The organism is uncultured Pseudosulfitobacter sp. (assembly GCF_963976325.1).
Taxonomy (GTDB): domain Bacteria; phylum Pseudomonadota; class Alphaproteobacteria; order Rhodobacterales; family Rhodobacteraceae; genus Pseudosulfitobacter.
Window position 1 is genome coordinate 551612 of sequence record NZ_CAXBJW010000001.1, and the last position, 14919, is coordinate 566530.

The 14919-nt window shown below is 62.3% G+C and carries 17 protein-coding genes; 10 read left to right on the forward strand and 7 right to left on the reverse strand.

Annotated elements, in window-relative coordinates:
* The first annotated feature begins 81 nt into the window (after positions 1-81).
* A complete protein-coding gene (locus AAC077_RS02700; RefSeq protein WP_339766401.1) occupies positions 82-582 on the forward strand; it encodes a YetF domain-containing protein in 501 nt (166 codons plus the stop codon).
* Here AAC077_RS02700 and AAC077_RS02705 read toward each other — a convergent pair.
* The 5 genes from AAC077_RS02705 to AAC077_RS02725 all read right to left on the reverse strand — a co-directional run bounded on the left by AAC077_RS02705 (position 579) and on the right by AAC077_RS02725 (position 4833).
* The gene (locus AAC077_RS02705; RefSeq protein ID WP_339766402.1) at positions 579-1766 is read right to left on the reverse strand and encodes a VWA domain-containing protein; all 1188 of its coding nucleotides are present in this window, start codon (positions 1764-1766) and stop codon (positions 579-581) included. The genes AAC077_RS02700 and AAC077_RS02705 overlap by 4 nt on opposite strands.
* A complete protein-coding gene (locus tag AAC077_RS02710) occupies positions 1766-1933 on the reverse strand; it encodes an apolipoprotein acyltransferase (RefSeq protein WP_339766403.1) in 168 nt (55 codons plus the stop codon). The genes AAC077_RS02705 and AAC077_RS02710 overlap by 1 nt, the downstream gene beginning before the upstream one ends.
* Before the next feature lie 13 nt (positions 1934-1946).
* Positions 1947-3302: a DUF2927 domain-containing protein gene (locus tag AAC077_RS02715; protein ID WP_339766404.1), complete on the reverse strand. Its 1356-nt coding sequence runs from the start codon at positions 3300-3302 to the stop codon at positions 1947-1949.
* Positions 3302-3757, reverse strand: a complete 456-nt coding sequence (locus AAC077_RS02720) for a GNAT family N-acetyltransferase (RefSeq protein WP_339766405.1) — start codon at positions 3755-3757, stop codon at positions 3302-3304. Before AAC077_RS02720 ends, AAC077_RS02715 begins: the two co-directional genes overlap by 1 nt.
* 233 nt (positions 3758-3990) lie before the next feature.
* Positions 3991-4833: a MoxR family ATPase gene (locus tag AAC077_RS02725; RefSeq protein WP_114295667.1), complete on the reverse strand. Its 843-nt coding sequence runs from the start codon at positions 4831-4833 to the stop codon at positions 3991-3993.
* Positions 4834-4972: 139 nt separating this feature from the next.
* Here AAC077_RS02725 and dksA point away from each other — a divergent pair, with 139 nt between their 5' ends.
* Both dksA and AAC077_RS02735 read left to right on the forward strand, forming a co-directional pair.
* Positions 4973-5428, forward strand: coding sequence for an RNA polymerase-binding protein DksA (dksA, locus tag AAC077_RS02730; protein ID WP_339767926.1), 456 nt, complete (start codon positions 4973-4975; stop codon positions 5426-5428).
* On the forward strand, positions 5428-6576 hold the full coding sequence (locus tag AAC077_RS02735) for an FAD-dependent monooxygenase (RefSeq protein WP_339766406.1): 1149 nt from the start codon (positions 5428-5430) through the stop codon (positions 6574-6576). The genes dksA and AAC077_RS02735 overlap by 1 nt, the downstream gene beginning before the upstream one ends.
* A gap of 55 nt (positions 6577-6631) precedes the next feature.
* Here the strand turns inward: AAC077_RS02735 and xth are convergent, their stop codons facing one another.
* Complete coding sequence (gene xth / locus AAC077_RS02740; protein WP_339766407.1) at positions 6632-7414, reverse strand: exodeoxyribonuclease III; 783 nt, start codon at positions 7412-7414, stop codon at positions 6632-6634.
* 68 nt (positions 7415-7482) lie between these two features.
* The gene (locus AAC077_RS02745) at positions 7483-7806 is read right to left on the reverse strand and encodes an iron-sulfur cluster assembly accessory protein (RefSeq protein WP_339766408.1); all 324 of its coding nucleotides are present in this window, start codon (positions 7804-7806) and stop codon (positions 7483-7485) included.
* Between the two features lie 103 nt (positions 7807-7909).
* Here AAC077_RS02745 and AAC077_RS02750 point away from each other — a divergent pair, with 103 nt between their 5' ends.
* The 7 genes from AAC077_RS02750 to AAC077_RS02780 all read left to right on the forward strand — a co-directional run bounded on the left by AAC077_RS02750 (position 7910) and on the right by AAC077_RS02780 (position 14812).
* A complete protein-coding gene (locus tag AAC077_RS02750) occupies positions 7910-9049 on the forward strand; it encodes a deoxyguanosinetriphosphate triphosphohydrolase (RefSeq protein WP_339766409.1) in 1140 nt (379 codons plus the stop codon).
* A gap of 155 nt (positions 9050-9204) precedes the next feature.
* Complete coding sequence (argS, locus tag AAC077_RS02755; protein ID WP_339766410.1) at positions 9205-10938, forward strand: arginine--tRNA ligase; 1734 nt, start codon at positions 9205-9207, stop codon at positions 10936-10938.
* 81 nt (positions 10939-11019) lie between these two features.
* The gene (locus AAC077_RS02760; RefSeq protein WP_339766411.1) at positions 11020-12015 is read left to right on the forward strand and encodes an SPOR domain-containing protein; all 996 of its coding nucleotides are present in this window, start codon (positions 11020-11022) and stop codon (positions 12013-12015) included.
* A complete protein-coding gene (gene nagZ / locus AAC077_RS02765; RefSeq protein WP_339766412.1) occupies positions 12012-13001 on the forward strand; it encodes a beta-N-acetylhexosaminidase in 990 nt (329 codons plus the stop codon). The genes AAC077_RS02760 and nagZ overlap by 4 nt, the downstream gene beginning before the upstream one ends.
* Before the next feature lie 23 nt (positions 13002-13024).
* On the forward strand, positions 13025-13807 hold the full coding sequence (locus AAC077_RS02770; protein WP_339766413.1) for a ScpA family protein: 783 nt from the start codon (positions 13025-13027) through the stop codon (positions 13805-13807).
* A gap of 4 nt (positions 13808-13811) precedes the next feature.
* The gene (scpB, locus tag AAC077_RS02775) at positions 13812-14462 is read left to right on the forward strand and encodes an SMC-Scp complex subunit ScpB (RefSeq protein ID WP_339766414.1); all 651 of its coding nucleotides are present in this window, start codon (positions 13812-13814) and stop codon (positions 14460-14462) included.
* Positions 14463-14530: 68 nt separating this feature from the next.
* Positions 14531-14812, forward strand: a complete 282-nt coding sequence (locus AAC077_RS02780) for a hypothetical protein (RefSeq protein ID WP_339766415.1) — start codon at positions 14531-14533, stop codon at positions 14810-14812.
* Positions 14813-14919 lie beyond the last annotated feature (107 nt).

Consider the following 14919-nt stretch of genomic DNA (forward strand, 5'->3'; position numbering starts at 1 on the left):
AGACCTGCGGATTTCGGCGCACAGGGAACGTAACGGTGGGGCCGACGTTGAGAGACTGTACATAAAGGCGGGGGAAAGCAGATGCCATCAACGGGAACACTCTTGCAGGCGGGCGTCGAGGCGGCGGTCATGGTGGTCGTCATCCTGATCCTGACACGCATCAACGGATTGCGGTCCTTTTCCAAGATGTCGGGCCATGACTTTGTGATCACGGTGGCGATGGGGTCGGTTCTGGCCAGTGTTGTGGTGGGCACGGATACCGGGGTGGCCATCGGGATTGCCGCAATTGTCGCGCTGTTTGTGGTGCAGGCGGTGATCGGGCGTTTGCGGACCCATTTCGATGCGGTGCGCGAGGCCGTCGACAACACGCCGCTGCTGGTAATGGAAGACGGCGCGTTTCTCGATCACAACATGAAACGGGCGAAACTGACCCGCGCCGACCTGATCGGCAAGATGCGCGAGGCGAATGTCTTGCGATTGGACGAGGTGCGCGCGATCGTGTTCGAGCCGACGGGCGACATAAGCGTCCTGCACGGCGAACGCACCGTACAGGACGACCTGTTAGAGGGCGTGCGCCGCTAGCGCGTCAGCGCCTTCATCCCGCGCGACAATCCTTCCAGCGTCATCGGCACCATCGCATCCGGCCCCATGATCTCGCGGATCATCTTGATCGACTGGGTGTAGTCCCAGTATTTTTCAGGGATCGGGTTGATCCACAGCGTGCTGTTCCACTGCGCGCGCACCCGTTCCAGCCAGACCTGACCGCTTTCGGGGTTCCAGTGTTCATTGGCCCCGCCGGGGTAGGCGATCTCATAGGGCGACATCGACGCATCGCCCACAAAGATGCATTTGTAATCCGGCCCATAGGTGCGCAGCACTTCGTGCGTGGGGGTCTGCGCGTCCCAGCGGCGGCGGTTGTCGCGCCACACGCCTTCGTACAGGCAGTTGTGAAAATAGAAATGTTCCATGTGCTTGAATTCGGACTTGGCGGCCGAAAACAGCTCTTCCATGACTTTGACGTGGGGGTCCATCGACCCGCCGATGTCCAGAAACAACAGCACTTTGACGGCATTGCGCCGCTCGGGGCGGGTTTTCACGTCCAGATAGCCGTGTTCGGCGGTGGCGCGGATGGTGCCGTTCAGGTCCAGCTCTTCCTGCGCACCGTCGCGCGCCCAGCGGCGCAGGCGTTTCAAGGCCACCTTGATGTTGCGCGTGCCCAGCTCGACGCTGTCGTCCAGATTGCGAAACTCGCGTTTGTCCCAGACCTTGACCGCGCGCTGGTGGCGGGATTTGTCCTGACCGATACGCACGCCTTCGGGGTTGTAGCCATAAGCGCCAAAGGGCGAGGTGCCCGCGGTGCCGACCCACTTCGATCCACCCTGATGGCGTTTTTTCTGTTCTTCCAGACGCTTTTTCAGCGTCTCCATCAGCTTGTCGAACCCGCCTGCGGCTTCGATCTCGGCCTTTTCTTCTGCGCTCAGGTGCTTTTCGGCCAGCTTTTCCAGCCAGTCGGCGGGGATGTCCACGGCCTCGAGCACCTGTTCGATGCTGATCTCCTCCAGCCCGTCAAAGGTGGCGGCAAAGGCGCGGTCGAATTTGTCGATGTTGCGTTCGTCTTTGACCATCGACACGCGGGCCAGGTAATAGAACGCCTCGACGTCATAGGTCGCCAGACCCGCCTTCATGCCTTCGAGAAAGGCCAGGAATTCGCGCAGCGACACCGGCACACCGGCCTTGCGCAACTGATCGAAGAACCGCAGGAACATCAGCCGGCGGCCCGGTCGATCAATACGGTCAGGACCAGCCCGACAAGGGCAAAGGCGATGCCATATCCGGCGGCATATTGTGCGATGTCCAGCCGGTTGCCCTTGCGACGGCGTGCGGTCAACCCGCCGATGATGGCCCCGATGATGGCCCCTGCGATTACGATCATATGGTCTACCCGTTTATCCGTTAAGCGGGTTCAGCGACGCAATCTCGCGTTCCTTGGCCCGCACAGCCCAGTCTGGACCAAAGCCGTATCGCGCCCACCCAAGGCTGTCCACCCTGACGGTGCGTGCTTCGGCATCCCGTCCCGTCAGTTCCAGCGCCTCGGCGCGCAACATCAGCAGGGTGGACAACAGCGCGGCATTCTCGCTTTGGGCGGCCAGATCCAGATAGGGATCGACCAGCGCCAGCGCCTGCGCGCCTTCGCCCCGGCTGATCGCAAAGGCGGCCAGTTGCGTGGCCACATAGGCGCGGTGCAGCTCTGCACCCGGCGTGGCGGCGTAATAGCGGTCGGCCAGCGCAAAATGCTGTTGCGCCGCTTGCGGGTCGCTGTTCATCAGCAACCGCCCGTTGGCGTAATGGGCAAAGGCAAGGCGGTGATCGGTCCAACCCATCTGCGCGGCAATCGCCAATGTCTGTGCGGCAGCGGCGCGCCGTTGATTGGGCGTGGAACCGGGGCCAAGGGCGGTTTGCACAGCGTCCGACCATGCGCGCGGTGTTTCGGAAACGCGGGTCGCGGGCAGGCCCCGACCTGCGGGATTGATCCGCGCGAACACCTGCGGCAGACGCGCCGCCACTTGCGCACGGGTCATGCCGTTTTGCAGCTCGGGCGCGTAATAGGCCCGCAGCATCAGCATATCAAAGCCGGTCAGAACCGTGTGCACATTGTCGTCGTTGAACACCGAATCCGGCAGCCGGTACAGATCGTTCAACGGCCCGATGGCCTGCGCCAGTTCCTCGTGCAGGCAATCGCGGGCCTCTTGCGGGCTGGCGTCATTGGGCAGGAAAATCGCCAGTTTCTCGCGTTTCTGCAAGGTGCTCCAACTGGTGCGGGACGACCAGCGCATGTGGCGGTATTCGTCCAGCGACGACACGTTCGGGACCACGAAACAGGCGGCATCGGGAATGGTGCGGCGGATGTCGTCGCGGGCGACGGCCTGAATGGTGATGTTGGCCTGCTGGCCAGAGATCCGGCTGATGTCGATGCCCGCCTCGGACCGCAGCCGCGTGATCAGCCGGTTCAGATCAGGCGACAATGATGCGGGCGGCGCGCCGGTCACCCGCACGGTGATCGGCCCGTCAAACCGGGTGAAAATCGGCAGCAACTTCCCCGATTCCAGAGCAAAGCCAAGCGCCAGGAAATCCTGCGCCAGATCGGCGTTCGATTTGACCGTGCGCACCGGATGCGGGGTCGAGAACACCTTCATCGCGGGCAGGGCGGCCTGCGAGGCGATGGCGCGCGTGGGGATGTCGCTGTACGACACCGGCATACAGGCGTTCAACGCCAGCAGCGCAGGAAACACGAACTTGCGCATCAGCCTCTCGTGTATTTGATGAACGGGGACTTGGTGCCGATCCGGTCATAAAGCTTGCGGGCGGTGTGGTTGAAATCCTGCGTCAGCCAATAGACCGACGGCGCACCGGCGGCGTCTGCTGCGGCATAGACCGCCTCGATCAGCGCGCGGCCGATACCCAGGCCACGCACATCCGGGTCGGCATAGAGGTCCTGCAAATAGCAGGTGTCTTCGACCTTCCAGCCGTGGCGGTGAAACAGGTAGTGGGTCAGCCCCACCAGCTTGCCGTCCACTTCGGCCACCAGACAGGAATAGTCGCGCGGATCATCGCCCAGCAAGCGGTCGAAATAGACGTCGTAAATCTCGGGGGGCAGGGTGGTTTCGTAGTAGTCCAGATAGCCGGTCCACAGCTCATTCCAGCGGCTGCGATCTGCGGCCTGCAAGGGGCGCACGTGCACCGGGGTCTTGTCTGTCATCGGATCGCCCGCCTTTTATTCTGTCTGTTCAGGGTCTTTTTGCCCACATTCCCGACCTTGGTAGGGAGCAATTGGGGCAAGTTCATGACACTTTTGACAGATTGCACAACGATCACGCAAGTCCCTGTGGTTGAGCAAGGACGCGGGCAACAATCGCAGGCGGTCAGACGACAAAACCGCGCCGCAGCGCGACGCGGTTTGCCATATTTTTCATCACTTCGGGCGGTGTGGTCTTAACGTTGCTGACCGCGTGCCATGAAGGCCAGACGTTCAAACAAATGCACGTCCTGTTCGTTTTTCAGCAGCGCACCGTGCAGTTTGGGCAGGGCAGATTTGCCGTCTGATTTCAGGTCCTCGGCGCTCATATCCTCGGCCAGAAGCAGTTTCAGCCAGTCCAGAACCTCCGACGTCGACGGCTTTTTCTTCAGCCCGGCCTGTTCGCGGATCTCGAAAAACTGGGTCAGCGCCGTGGTCAGAAGCTGTTCCTTGATGCCCGGATGGTGCACTTCGACGATGGTGCGCAGGGTGTCCATGTCGGGGAACTGGATGTAGTGAAAGAAACACCGGCGCAGGAACGCATCGGGCAATTCCTTTTCGTTGTTCGAGGTGATGATGACGATGGGCCGGTTTTCGGCACGGATTGTTTCGCCGGTCTCGTAGACGAAAAACTCCATCTTATCAATCTCTTGCAGTAGATCGTTCGGGAATTCGATGTCGGCCTTGTCGATCTCGTCGATCAGCAGCACGACTTTTTCGTTGGCCTCGAACGCCTCCCACAGCTTGCCCTTGCGGATATAGTTGGACACATCGTGCACTTTTTCCTCGCCCAACTGGCTGTCGCGCAACCGGCTGACCGCGTCGTATTCGTACAAACCCTGTTGCGCGCGGGTGGTTGATTTGATGTTCCATTCGATCAGACGCAGACCCAGCGAATTGGCCACTTGTTTGGCCAGTTCCGTCTTGCCGGTGCCCGGCTCGCCCTTGACCAGCAGGGGGCGCTCCAACGTGACGGCGGCGTTGACTGCAATCGTCAGATCGTCGGTTGCCACATAGCTTTCTGTGCCGGTGAATTTCATCTGGAATACCCTCATTTCGAAACGCTGTTTCGCTGCAATTTGCCCCAGCCATGCCGCATTGTGTAGTGACATTCAACCGCGCCTGTATTAGACGCTGCGGCAGGGGGCCAATGCTTCGCGTAGAATGGTAGAATTTCACATGAACAGTGTCGGCCAAGTTGAGGGGAAATCTATGAAACAGGAAATGTTTCTGCCAAAGGACTACAGTCCGGCAGAGGACGAGCCGTTCATGAATGATCGGCAGGTTGAATACTTCCGGCGCAAGCTGCTGACCTGGAAAACCGAACTTCAAGCAGGCAGCCGCGACACCATCGAAGGCCTGCAAGACGGCACGCGCAACATCCCCGATGTGGCCGATCGCGCGTCCGAGGAAACCGACCGCGCGCTGGAACTGCGCACCCGGGATCGTCAGCGCAAACTGGTCAGCAAGATCGACGCCGCCCTGCGCCGCATCGACGAGGGCGAATATGGCTATTGCTCGGTCACAGGCGAGCCGATTTCGCTGAAACGTCTGGACGCACGCCCCATCGCCACCATGAGCCTTGAGGCGCAAGAACGCCACGAGCGCCGCGAGAAAGTGCACCGCGACGACTGATGTCACATCTTGAAAACGCATCCGTCGCCATCATCGGCGGCGGCATCGGAGGGCTGGCGGCTGCGCTGGCCTTTTCGCATTTTGGCGCTGTGGTTACGGTCTATGAACAGGCGGATGCGCTGACCGAAGCGGGTGCCGGCATCCAGATCACCCCCAACGGCGGCCGCGTTCTGGCCGCATTGGGGCTGTCTGGCCAACTTGACGCGTTCAGCCTGCGCGCGCAGGCGGTGCAGCCACGTGACGGGCTGACGGGGCGTGTGATCGCCCGCTTTGACCTTGGCGCGCAGATGCCGCCTTATCGCTTCTTTCATCGCGCAGCTCTGATCGACATGCTGGCCGACGGGTGCCGACAGGCGGGCGTGACCGTGCATCTTGGCGCGCGCGTGGCGCAGGTCACACGCGACGGTGCCGTCGTGACGCAAAACGGGTCGGAACGCCATGATCTGGTGGTCGGGGCAGACGGTTTGCATTCTGTCGCGCGCGGGGTGTTGAACCCGCAGGGTGCGCCGTTTTTCACCGGTCAGGTGGCATGGCGCGGCACGATCAACGCCCCTGACATGCCGCCCGAGGCCAACATCTGGATGGCCCCCGGCAAGCATGTGGTGACCTATCCGCTGAAAGACGGCCTGCTGAATGTCGTCGCGGTGCAGGAACGCACCGACTGGGCCGCCGAAGGCTGGCACCACGCCGACACCCCCGACAACCTGCAAGCCGCCTTTGCCGACACCTGCGCCGATCTGCAAAAGCTGATCGCACAGGTGCAGTCCCCCAAGCTGTGGGGGCTGTTCCGCCACCCGGTCGCAGACTGTTGGCATCGCGACCGCCTGACCATCCTTGGCGATGCGGCCCACCCGACGCTGCCGTTTCTGGCGCAAGGCGCCAATCTGGCGCTGGAAGACGCATGGACCCTTGCCGCCGCCTGCGCCGATGCACCGCTGACGCAGGCCTTGCCAATCTACCAATCCAAACGTGCCCCGCGTGTCACCCGCGCGATCAATACCGCCAACGCCAATGCGAAAAACTACCACCTGGACGGCCTGCCACGCCGCATCGCCCATGCAGGCCTGCGCACATTGGGCACACTCGCCCCCGACGCTTTCCTCAAGCGCCTAAGCTGGCTCTACGATCACGACGTAACTGCCTCGTAACCGCTTCTTTTGGCTAAAAATATCCCGGGGGGACAGGGGGCAGAGCCCCCAAATCCTACGCCGCCAGTTCCACCCAGACCGGCACGTGGTCCGACGGCTTTTCCCGCCCGCGCACATCGCGGTCGATGCCCGCATCGGTCAGCATATCCGCCACCGCAGGCGACATCAGAAAATGGTCAATCCGGATGCCGTCATTCCGGTTCCACGCACCCGCCTGATAATCCCAGAACGAATATTGACCGGGGCGCGGATCGCGGGTGCGGAAGGCTTCGGTTAACCCAAGGTTGAGGATACGCCGATACGCCTCGCGCGATTCCAGACGGAACAGCGCGTCCTCGCGCCATGCGTCGGGGCGGGCTGCGTCTTCGGCCTGGGGGATGATGTTGTAATCGCCCGCCATCAGGAACGGCATTTCCTCGGCCAGCAGCGCCTCGGCGCGGGACTGCATGCGGGCCATCCACGCCAGCTTGTAGTCATACTTTGGCCCCGGCACCGGATTGCCGTTGGGCAGGTACAGACCGCACAGCCGCACGGCCTCGTGCTCACCCACAACGGTGGCCTCGATCCAGCGGGCCTGTTCGTCTTCGTCGTCGCCGGGTAATCCACGGGTTACCTCTTCAAGCGGCAGTTTCGACAGGATGCCGACGCCGTTGAACGACTTTTGTCCGTGCACCTCGACGTTATAGCCGCGTTCCTCGAACAGCTCGCGGGGGAACCCTTCGTCGACGGATTTGATCTCTTGCAGCAGCACCACGTCGGGCTGGAAGTCGTCCAGCCAGTCGGGCAGGGCCTGTGCCCGCGCCTTGATGCCGTTGATGTTGAATGTCGCGATTTTCATCTGCTGGCCCTCTGCGCTGCTGGTGTCTCAGCTATCGCCGATCAGGGCGCGGGGGGCAAGCGGATGGATCACATCGAGAACGAGGTGCCGCAGCCGCAGGCGCTGGTGGCGTTGGGGTTGTCGATGACAAAGCGCGCGCCGATCAGTTCCTCGGAAAAGTCGATGATGGCATTGGCCAGAAACGGCAGCGATACGGAATCGACCACGACCTTTTCGCCGGACCCTTCCAGCACCAGATCGTCGTCTTTGGGGGCATCCAGCGCGATGTCGTACTGGAATCCCGAGCATCCGCCGCCCTCGACCGCGACGCGCAGCGCCTGTCCTTGGCCGGCCGCACCGATCTCGGCAAGGCGGGCAAAGGCGCGTGGGGTGACTTTTGGTGGCAAATTCATAGGATTATCCTGTGTTTCACAAGGTTTCCCGCTGTTGCAGGGGTGTCATGTTTGCGTGGAACCAATATAGATACCCAAAGGACAGGCCACAAGGACCAGCCACATGCGCGCACCCTTTGCCTCGGACCCAGCCCGCGCCCGGGGACGGCGCGTGTCGGAAGAGGAAAGCACATTCCGCTCCTGCTTTCAGCGGGACCGCGACCGGATCATTCACGCCAGCGCCTTTCGGCGGCTGAAGCACAAGACGCAGGTGTTCATCGAACACGAGGGCGATTATTATCGCACCCGTCTGACCCATTCGATTGAGGTGGCTCAGGTCGCGCGGACCATATCGGGCGCGCTGGGGCTGAACGCAGAGCTGACCGAGGCGGTGGCGCTGGCGCATGATCTGGGCCACACCCCGTTCGGCCACACCGGCGAGGATGCGCTGGGGGCGCTGATGGCGCCCTATGGCGGGTTTGACCACAACGCACAGGCCATTCGCATCGTCACCCATCTGGAACGGCATTATGCCGATTTCGACGGTCTGAACCTGACGTGGGAAACGCTGGAAGGCATTGCCAAGCACAACGGCCCCGTCACCGGCGACATCCCCTGGGCGCTGGCGGCGTACAACCGTCATCACGATCTGGAACTGTACACCTATGCCAGCGCCGAAGCACAGGTGGCGGCGATTGCGGACGACGTGGCCTATAACCACCACGACCTGCACGACGGGCTGCGCGCCGAGCTGTTTTCGACCGACGAACTGGCCGAACTGCCGATCCTGCGCGACAACTTTGCCGCCGTCGATGCGCTGTACCCCGACCTGAACTATTACCGCCGCCGCCACGAGGCGCTGCGCCGGTTCTTTGGTGTGCTGGTCGAGGATGTGATTAACTTTGCCCGCACCCGTCTGGCCGAGATCGACCCGCAGTCGGTGACGGATGTGCGCATGGCGGGGCAGACGGTGATCCGCTTTTCGGACCCGGTGTTTCAGGACCTGAAAGTGATCCGCGCGTTCCTGTTTGATCGCATGTACCGCGCCCCGTCGGTGGTGAAGATGCGCGCCGAGGTCACGCAGGTGGTGGAAGAGCTGTTTCCCTACTTCATGGCCCACACCGACCATTTGCCCAAGCAATGGCGCAAGGATGTGGAAGAGGTGGACAGCGAAACCGCACTGGCGCGGATCGTCAGCGACTACATCGCGGGCATGACCGACCGCTTTGCCTTGCAAGAGCACGCGCGCCTGATCGGGCGTTGATGCGAGAGGCGACCGGGCTTTTGGGGGCGCTGCCCCCTGGCCCCCCGGGATATTTGTGGCCAAAAGAAGCGGGCAACGGCCTTGCGTGCGCACAGAGATTGACCACATGCGCAAAGGTGCTAAACCCGCGCAAACCTAAGACATGGACCTGACCGATGAACCTTTTTGCTGAAATCCGCGCGCTTGTGATCGAAAACCTGAACGCCATGCAATCCGAGGGCAGCCTGCCCGAGGGTCTGGACATGGGGAACGTCACGGTCGAGCCGCCGCGCGATGCGGCACATGGGGACATGGCGACCAATGCCGCGATGGTGCTGGCGAAACCTGCGGGGTTGAAACCGCGTGACATTGCCGACGCTCTGGCAGCCAAGCTGGTGGCGGACGACCGCGTGGTCAGCGCCGATGTGGCGGGGCCGGGGTTCTTGAACCTGCGGTTGGCACCTGTGGTCTGGCAAGGCGTCGTCGGGGCGGTTCTGGCGCAGGGCACGGACTTTGGCCGGTCGGACATGGGGCAGGGGCGCAAGGTGAACGTGGAATATGTCAGCGCCAACCCCACGGGGCCGCTGCATGTGGGGCACACGCGGGGTGCTGTCTTTGGTGATGCGCTGGCGTCGCTGCTGGATTTTGCAGGCCACGAGGTCACGCGGGAATATTACATCAACGACGGCGGCGCGCAGGTCGATGTTCTGGCGCGGTCTGTCTACCTGCGCTATCTGGAAGCGCACGGGCAAGAGGTGGCCTTTCCCGATGGGACATACCCCGGGGACTACCTGATCGAGGTGGGGCAGACGCTGAAGGACAAGGTGGGTGACGCCTATGTCGGGCAGGATGAAAGCGTCTGGCTGGAAGAGATCCGCAACTTTTCGACTGATGCGATGATGGACCTGATCCGTGCCGATCTGAAATCGTTGGGTGTCGAGATGGACGTGTTTTACAGCGAAAAGTCGCTGTATGGCACGGGCCGGATCGAAGCCGCGATCGAGGATCTGAAGAACAAGGGTCTGATCTACGAGGGTGTGCTTGAGCCGCCCAAAGGCAAGAAGCCAGAAGATTGGGAGCCGCGCGAGCAGACGTTGTTCCGGTCGACCGAACACGGCGACGATGTGGACCGTCCGGTGATGAAATCGGATGGTGCCTGGACCTATTTCGCGCCTGATATTGCCTATCATTACGACAAGGTGCAGCGCGGGTTTGACGCGTTGATCGACGTGTTCGGGGCCGATCACGGCGGCTATGTCAAACGGATGAAAGCGGCGGTGTCGGCGCTGTCGGGCGGCACGGTGCCGCTGGACATCAAGCTGTGCCAGTTGGTCAAGCTGTACAAGAACGGCGAGCCGTTCAAGATGTCGAAACGGGCCGGGACATTCGTGACCCTGCGCGATGTGGTCGATCAGGTTGGCCCCGATGTGACCCGTTTCGTGATGCTGACGCGCAAGAACGACGCCTCGCTGGATTTCGATTTCGACAAGGCGGTCGAGCAAAGCCGCGAGAACCCGGTGTTCTACGTGCAATACGCCCATGCGCGGGTAAACTCGGTGCTGCGCAAGGCGGCCGAGGCGGGGATCGACACCGGTGCCACGCCCGATCTGGCGTTGCTGGACCATCCCGCCGAGCTGGCGTTGGCCGGCAAGCTGGCGGAATGGCCGCGTCTGGTCGAGACTGCGGCGCGCACCAACGAGCCGCATCGGGTGGCGTTTTACCTGTACGAACTGGCGGGCGATTTCCACGGTCTGTGGAACAAGGGCAACGACGAAACCACCTTGCGTTTCATTCAGGACGACAACCACGCGGCCAGTGTTGCAAAAATCGCGCTGGCGCGTGCCGTGGCGATTGTAATTGCCGCCGGTCTTGGTATTCTTGGCGTTACACCGGCTGACGAAATGCGCTGATCCAACAGCGCCGCAGCCCGAAGCAGGCAAATATCACAGTAGACCAGCGCGGCGACGTATCGTGCGGGCAGCGAGGCAGAAATGGCAGACGTTTACGACACCCATGGCTTGGGCGAAGACAGCTATGTCGCGCAATATGGCGCGGCAGGGAATGCGACGGCCAAGTCTTTGACCAACATGACAAATATCGCCGGGGCAGTGGTGTCTTTGGCGTTGATCACCGGCGTTGGCGTCTGGGGTTACAAGCTGATGGTGCGCGATGTGACCGGCATTCCGGTGGTGCGCGCCATCCAGGGCGACATGCGCGTGCGCCCCGAGGAACCGGGCGGCCAACTGGCGATGAACCAGGGGCTGGCGGTGAATTCGGTGGCCGCCGACAGCGGCGCGCAGGCCCCTGCCGATCGCTTTGTGCTGGCACCGCGTCCGATCAAGCTGACGGATGAAGATACGCCCATTCTGGCGTCGATGCAGGTGCCGCAAGTGGCATCTGCGCCACAGTCTGGCGGGGCGGAAACACGCGGCACGCCGGATGTGGCGGCGGCGTTGCAGTCGGGATCGGTTGACGATCTGGTCAGCCAGCTGACCGACGGTGTCGAGCCCATCGACGAGGATGGCGAGGCCGACCGTATCGACGGCACCGCAGACCTTGGCGCCGACGAAATCACCCAACCCGCGCCGGTTCAGGCCGTGTTCAACGGCCCCGGTCCACAGTTTTCCCTGCGCCCCAAGGTACGCCCCGCCGATGCACCGGCCACGGTGATCCCTGCGCGTGCTGTTGTGGTCGAAAAGACCCCTACCGCCGAGATCGACGCGGCAAGTCTGGCGACCGGCACCCGTCTGGTGCAACTGGGTGCCTTTGACAGCGAAGCGGTGGCCCGCGAACAGTGGACCCGTATCGAAGGCCGCTTTGGCGACTATTTGAACGGCAAGTCGCGTATTATCCAAAAGGCGCAAAGCGGCGGGCGCACGTTCTACCGCTTGCGCGCGCATGGCTTTGCCGATCTGTCCGACGCGCGCCGCTTCTGCTCGGCTCTTGTGGCAGAGGGGGCTGACTGCATTCCGGTCGTCACACGATGAACTTTGGCGCGACCATCCTGGACGCGGACGGGCTGCGGCTGAGCTCGGACGAGATCGCGTTTTTCCGCGATGTGCTGCCGTTCGGGTTTATCCTGTTTGCGCGCAACATCGACACTCCCGATCAGGTGCGCGCCCTGTGCGCCGACATGCGCAATGCGGTGGGGTTTGAATGCCCGATCACCATCGACCAAGAGGGCGGGCGCGTACAGCGTTTGCGTGCGCCGCAGTGGCGTGAATGGTTGCCGCCGCTGGATTTTGTCACCGCTGCCGGGGCGCAGGCCGAGCGGGCGATGTACCTGCGTGGCCGTGTGATTGCGCACGAGCTGCGCGCCATCGGCGTCGACAGCAACTGTGCACCGATGGTCGACGTGGCCTGTGACGACAGCCACCCGTTCCTGCGCAACCGTTGCTATGGCACGGACGCGGGCACGGTGGCCACGCTGGGCCGCGCCCATGCGCAGGGGATGTTGGATGGCGGCGTGCTGCCGGTGGTCAAACACATTCCGGGACATGGTCGCGCCACACAGGACAGCCATTTCGACCTGCCGACGGTTGCCGCCCCGCGGGCCGCTCTGGATGCGCAGGATTTTGCGCCCTTCAAGGCGTTGAACGACCTGCCGATGGGGATGACCGCGCATCTGGTCTATGACGCCATCGACACCGCCCCCGCGACCCTGTCGCGCACTGTGATGGATGTGATCCGCAGCGACATCGGCTTTGACGGGCTGATCATGACCGACGACATTTCGATGAAGGCGCTCAGCGGATCACTGACCGATCTCACGCGTGGTGCGCTGGACGCGGGCTGTGATGTGATCCTGCATTGCAACGGCACATTGGCCGAGCGCATGGAGGTTGCCGCCGCCGCGGGCGAGATGGGGGCGGGTGCGCAACGCCGTGCCGAGGCAGCATTGGCCGCACGCCACACGCCCGACGACATTGACATTTCCGCCGCTGACGCCGAACTTGAGAGCCTGTTAAAATAGGGCGCTGACGGGCGCGATTGCGCATGGCTGAAAATCTGTTCGAAGAAGACAAGGTCAGCGTCAGTGAACGGCTGGCTGCCGAGGCGTTGATCGTCGATGTCGACGGCTTTGAGGGGCCGCTGGACCTGTTGCTGACCCTCAGCCGCACGCAAAAGGTTGATTTGCGCAAGATCAGCGTGCTGCAACTGGCGCATCAGTATCTGGCGTTCGTGGAAAAGGCCAAGGCGCTGCGGCTTGAGCTGGCGGCGGATTATCTGGTGATGGCGGCCTGGCTCGCGTTTCTGAAATCGCGGTTGCTGTTGCCGCCCGACCCGTCGGAAGAGGGGCCATCGGGCGAGGAACTGGCCGCGCATCTGGCGTTTCAGCTGGAGCGGTTGCAGGCCATGCGTGACGCCGCCGCGCGGCTGATGGCGCGCGACCAGTTGGGGCGCGATTTCTTTGCGCGCGGTCAATCCGAGATGGTCACGCGGGTGCGCAAGGTGACCTATTCCGCGACGCTGCTGGACCTGATGCAGGGCTATGCCCGGATCCGCACCCGCGACGATTTCCGCCCCTTCGTGATGGACCGCGACTCGGTCTTTACGATGGAGCAGGCGCTGGACCGGATGCGCGGGTTGATCGGATATGCGGGCGACTGGACCGAAATTTCGACCTATCTGCCCGAGGGCTGGGACGGCGATCCGGTGCGGCGGCGGTCGGCCACGGCGGCGACCTTTGCCGCCTCGCTTGAGCTGGTCAAAGAGGGGCATCTGGAGATCCGGCAGTCGGAAATGTTCGCGCCGATCCAGTTGCGGAAACGAGATTAAGAATATGTCGGAAGATATTGACCAAAAAGAAGAAAGCCTGTTCGAGGCGCCGCCGATGGGCGAACAGGAGCGCATGGTTGAAGCCATATTGTTCGCCACCGCCGAGCCGATCACCGTGCGCGAGCTTGAGGCGCGGCTGCCCCATGGCTGCGACCCTGCCGAGGCGCTGGTGTACCTGCGCAAACGCTACGAGGGGCGCGGCGTTGCCGTGACGCGCGTGGGCGACGCCTGGGCCATTCGCACCGCGCCGGATCTGGGGTTTCTGATGCAGAAGGAAACCGTCGAGACCCGCAAGCTAAGCCGTGCGGCCATCGAAACCCTTGCGATCATCGCCTATCACCAGCCCGTCACCCGCGCCGAGATCGAGGAAATTCGCGGCGTCAGTGTCAGCCGGGGCACGGTGGATCAATTGCTGGAACTGGAATGGATCCGCTTTGGCCGTCGCAAGATGACACCGGGGCGGCCGGTGACATTTGTGGTCACGCAGGATTTTCTGGATCATTTCGGGTTGGAAAGCGCGCGCGACCTGCCGGGGTTGAAGGAACTGCGGGCTGCGGGCCTGTTGGAAAACCGTCCGCCGCCCGGTGGCGATGTGCCGCGCGACGAGGACGAGGATGAAAGCGCCGAGGGTCAAAGCGAACTTTTCGAAGACTAAGGCGATACAGACCTGAAATCTGCCGCAATCCTTGCTATATAGTAAGGAAATCAGCAGGAGAGACGGCAATGAACGTCAATCAGATTATCAACATGATCATCAAACTGGTCATGCGCAAAGCCATCAACAAGGGCATTGATGCGGGCATCAAGGGGGCCAGCAACATGGGCGGCCGCCGCAAACAGGGTGACGCCGAAGTGGATGAATATGGCCAGCCTACGGGACAGGACGGACGCCCCCGGCAGGGTGGTAACGGCCAAGGGAACGGCCAAGGCAACGGCATGACCAAACAGCAGGTGCGTCAGGCGCGGCAGGCGGCCCGTGTGGCAAAACGCATCGGCAAGATGTAAGGCTTTTAAGCACTTCTCGGAAAACATGATACACAGTCTATCGCTTAACGCGTTGAAATCTATGATTTCAGGCAGCGTTGAGTGATTCAGTTTTTTTCGAAAGTGCT

What these genes read in the sequence shown, in the direction of transcription:
- argS (WP_339766410.1), top strand. Translation starts at nt 9,205, where the DNA reads ATGAACCTTTTTGCTGAAATCCGCGCGCTTGTGATCGAAAACCTGAAC.
- AAC077_RS02760 (WP_339766411.1), top strand. Translation starts at nt 11,020, where the DNA reads ATGGCAGACGTTTACGACACCCATGGCTTGGGCGAAGACAGCTATGTC.
- AAC077_RS02715 (WP_339766404.1), bottom strand. Translation starts at nt 3,302, where the DNA reads ATGCGCAAGTTCGTGTTTCCTGCGCTGCTGGCGTTGAACGCCTGTATG.
- AAC077_RS02720 (WP_339766405.1), bottom strand. Translation starts at nt 3,757, where the DNA reads ATGACAGACAAGACCCCGGTGCACGTGCGCCCCTTGCAGGCCGCAGAT.
- AAC077_RS02735 (WP_339766406.1), top strand. Translation starts at nt 5,428, where the DNA reads ATGTCACATCTTGAAAACGCATCCGTCGCCATCATCGGCGGCGGCATC.
- nagZ (WP_339766412.1), top strand. Translation starts at nt 12,012, where the DNA reads ATGAACTTTGGCGCGACCATCCTGGACGCGGACGGGCTGCGGCTGAGC.
- AAC077_RS02710 (WP_339766403.1), bottom strand. Translation starts at nt 1,933, where the DNA reads ATGATCGTAATCGCAGGGGCCATCATCGGGGCCATCATCGGCGGGTTG.
- xth (WP_339766407.1), bottom strand. Translation starts at nt 7,414, where the DNA reads ATGAAAATCGCGACATTCAACATCAACGGCATCAAGGCGCGGGCACAG.
- scpB (WP_339766414.1), top strand. Translation starts at nt 13,812, where the DNA reads ATGTCGGAAGATATTGACCAAAAAGAAGAAAGCCTGTTCGAGGCGCCG.
- AAC077_RS02725 (WP_114295667.1), bottom strand. Translation starts at nt 4,833, where the DNA reads ATGAAATTCACCGGCACAGAAAGCTATGTGGCAACCGACGATCTGACG.
- AAC077_RS02750 (WP_339766409.1), top strand. Translation starts at nt 7,910, where the DNA reads ATGCGCGCACCCTTTGCCTCGGACCCAGCCCGCGCCCGGGGACGGCGC.
- AAC077_RS02780 (WP_339766415.1), top strand. Translation starts at nt 14,531, where the DNA reads ATGAACGTCAATCAGATTATCAACATGATCATCAAACTGGTCATGCGC.
- AAC077_RS02770 (WP_339766413.1), top strand. Translation starts at nt 13,025, where the DNA reads ATGGCTGAAAATCTGTTCGAAGAAGACAAGGTCAGCGTCAGTGAACGG.
- dksA (WP_339767926.1), top strand. Translation starts at nt 4,973, where the DNA reads ATGAACAGTGTCGGCCAAGTTGAGGGGAAATCTATGAAACAGGAAATG.
- AAC077_RS02700 (WP_339766401.1), top strand. Translation starts at nt 82, where the DNA reads ATGCCATCAACGGGAACACTCTTGCAGGCGGGCGTCGAGGCGGCGGTC.
- AAC077_RS02705 (WP_339766402.1), bottom strand. Translation starts at nt 1,766, where the DNA reads ATGTTCCTGCGGTTCTTCGATCAGTTGCGCAAGGCCGGTGTGCCGGTG.
- AAC077_RS02745 (WP_339766408.1), bottom strand. Translation starts at nt 7,806, where the DNA reads ATGAATTTGCCACCAAAAGTCACCCCACGCGCCTTTGCCCGCCTTGCC.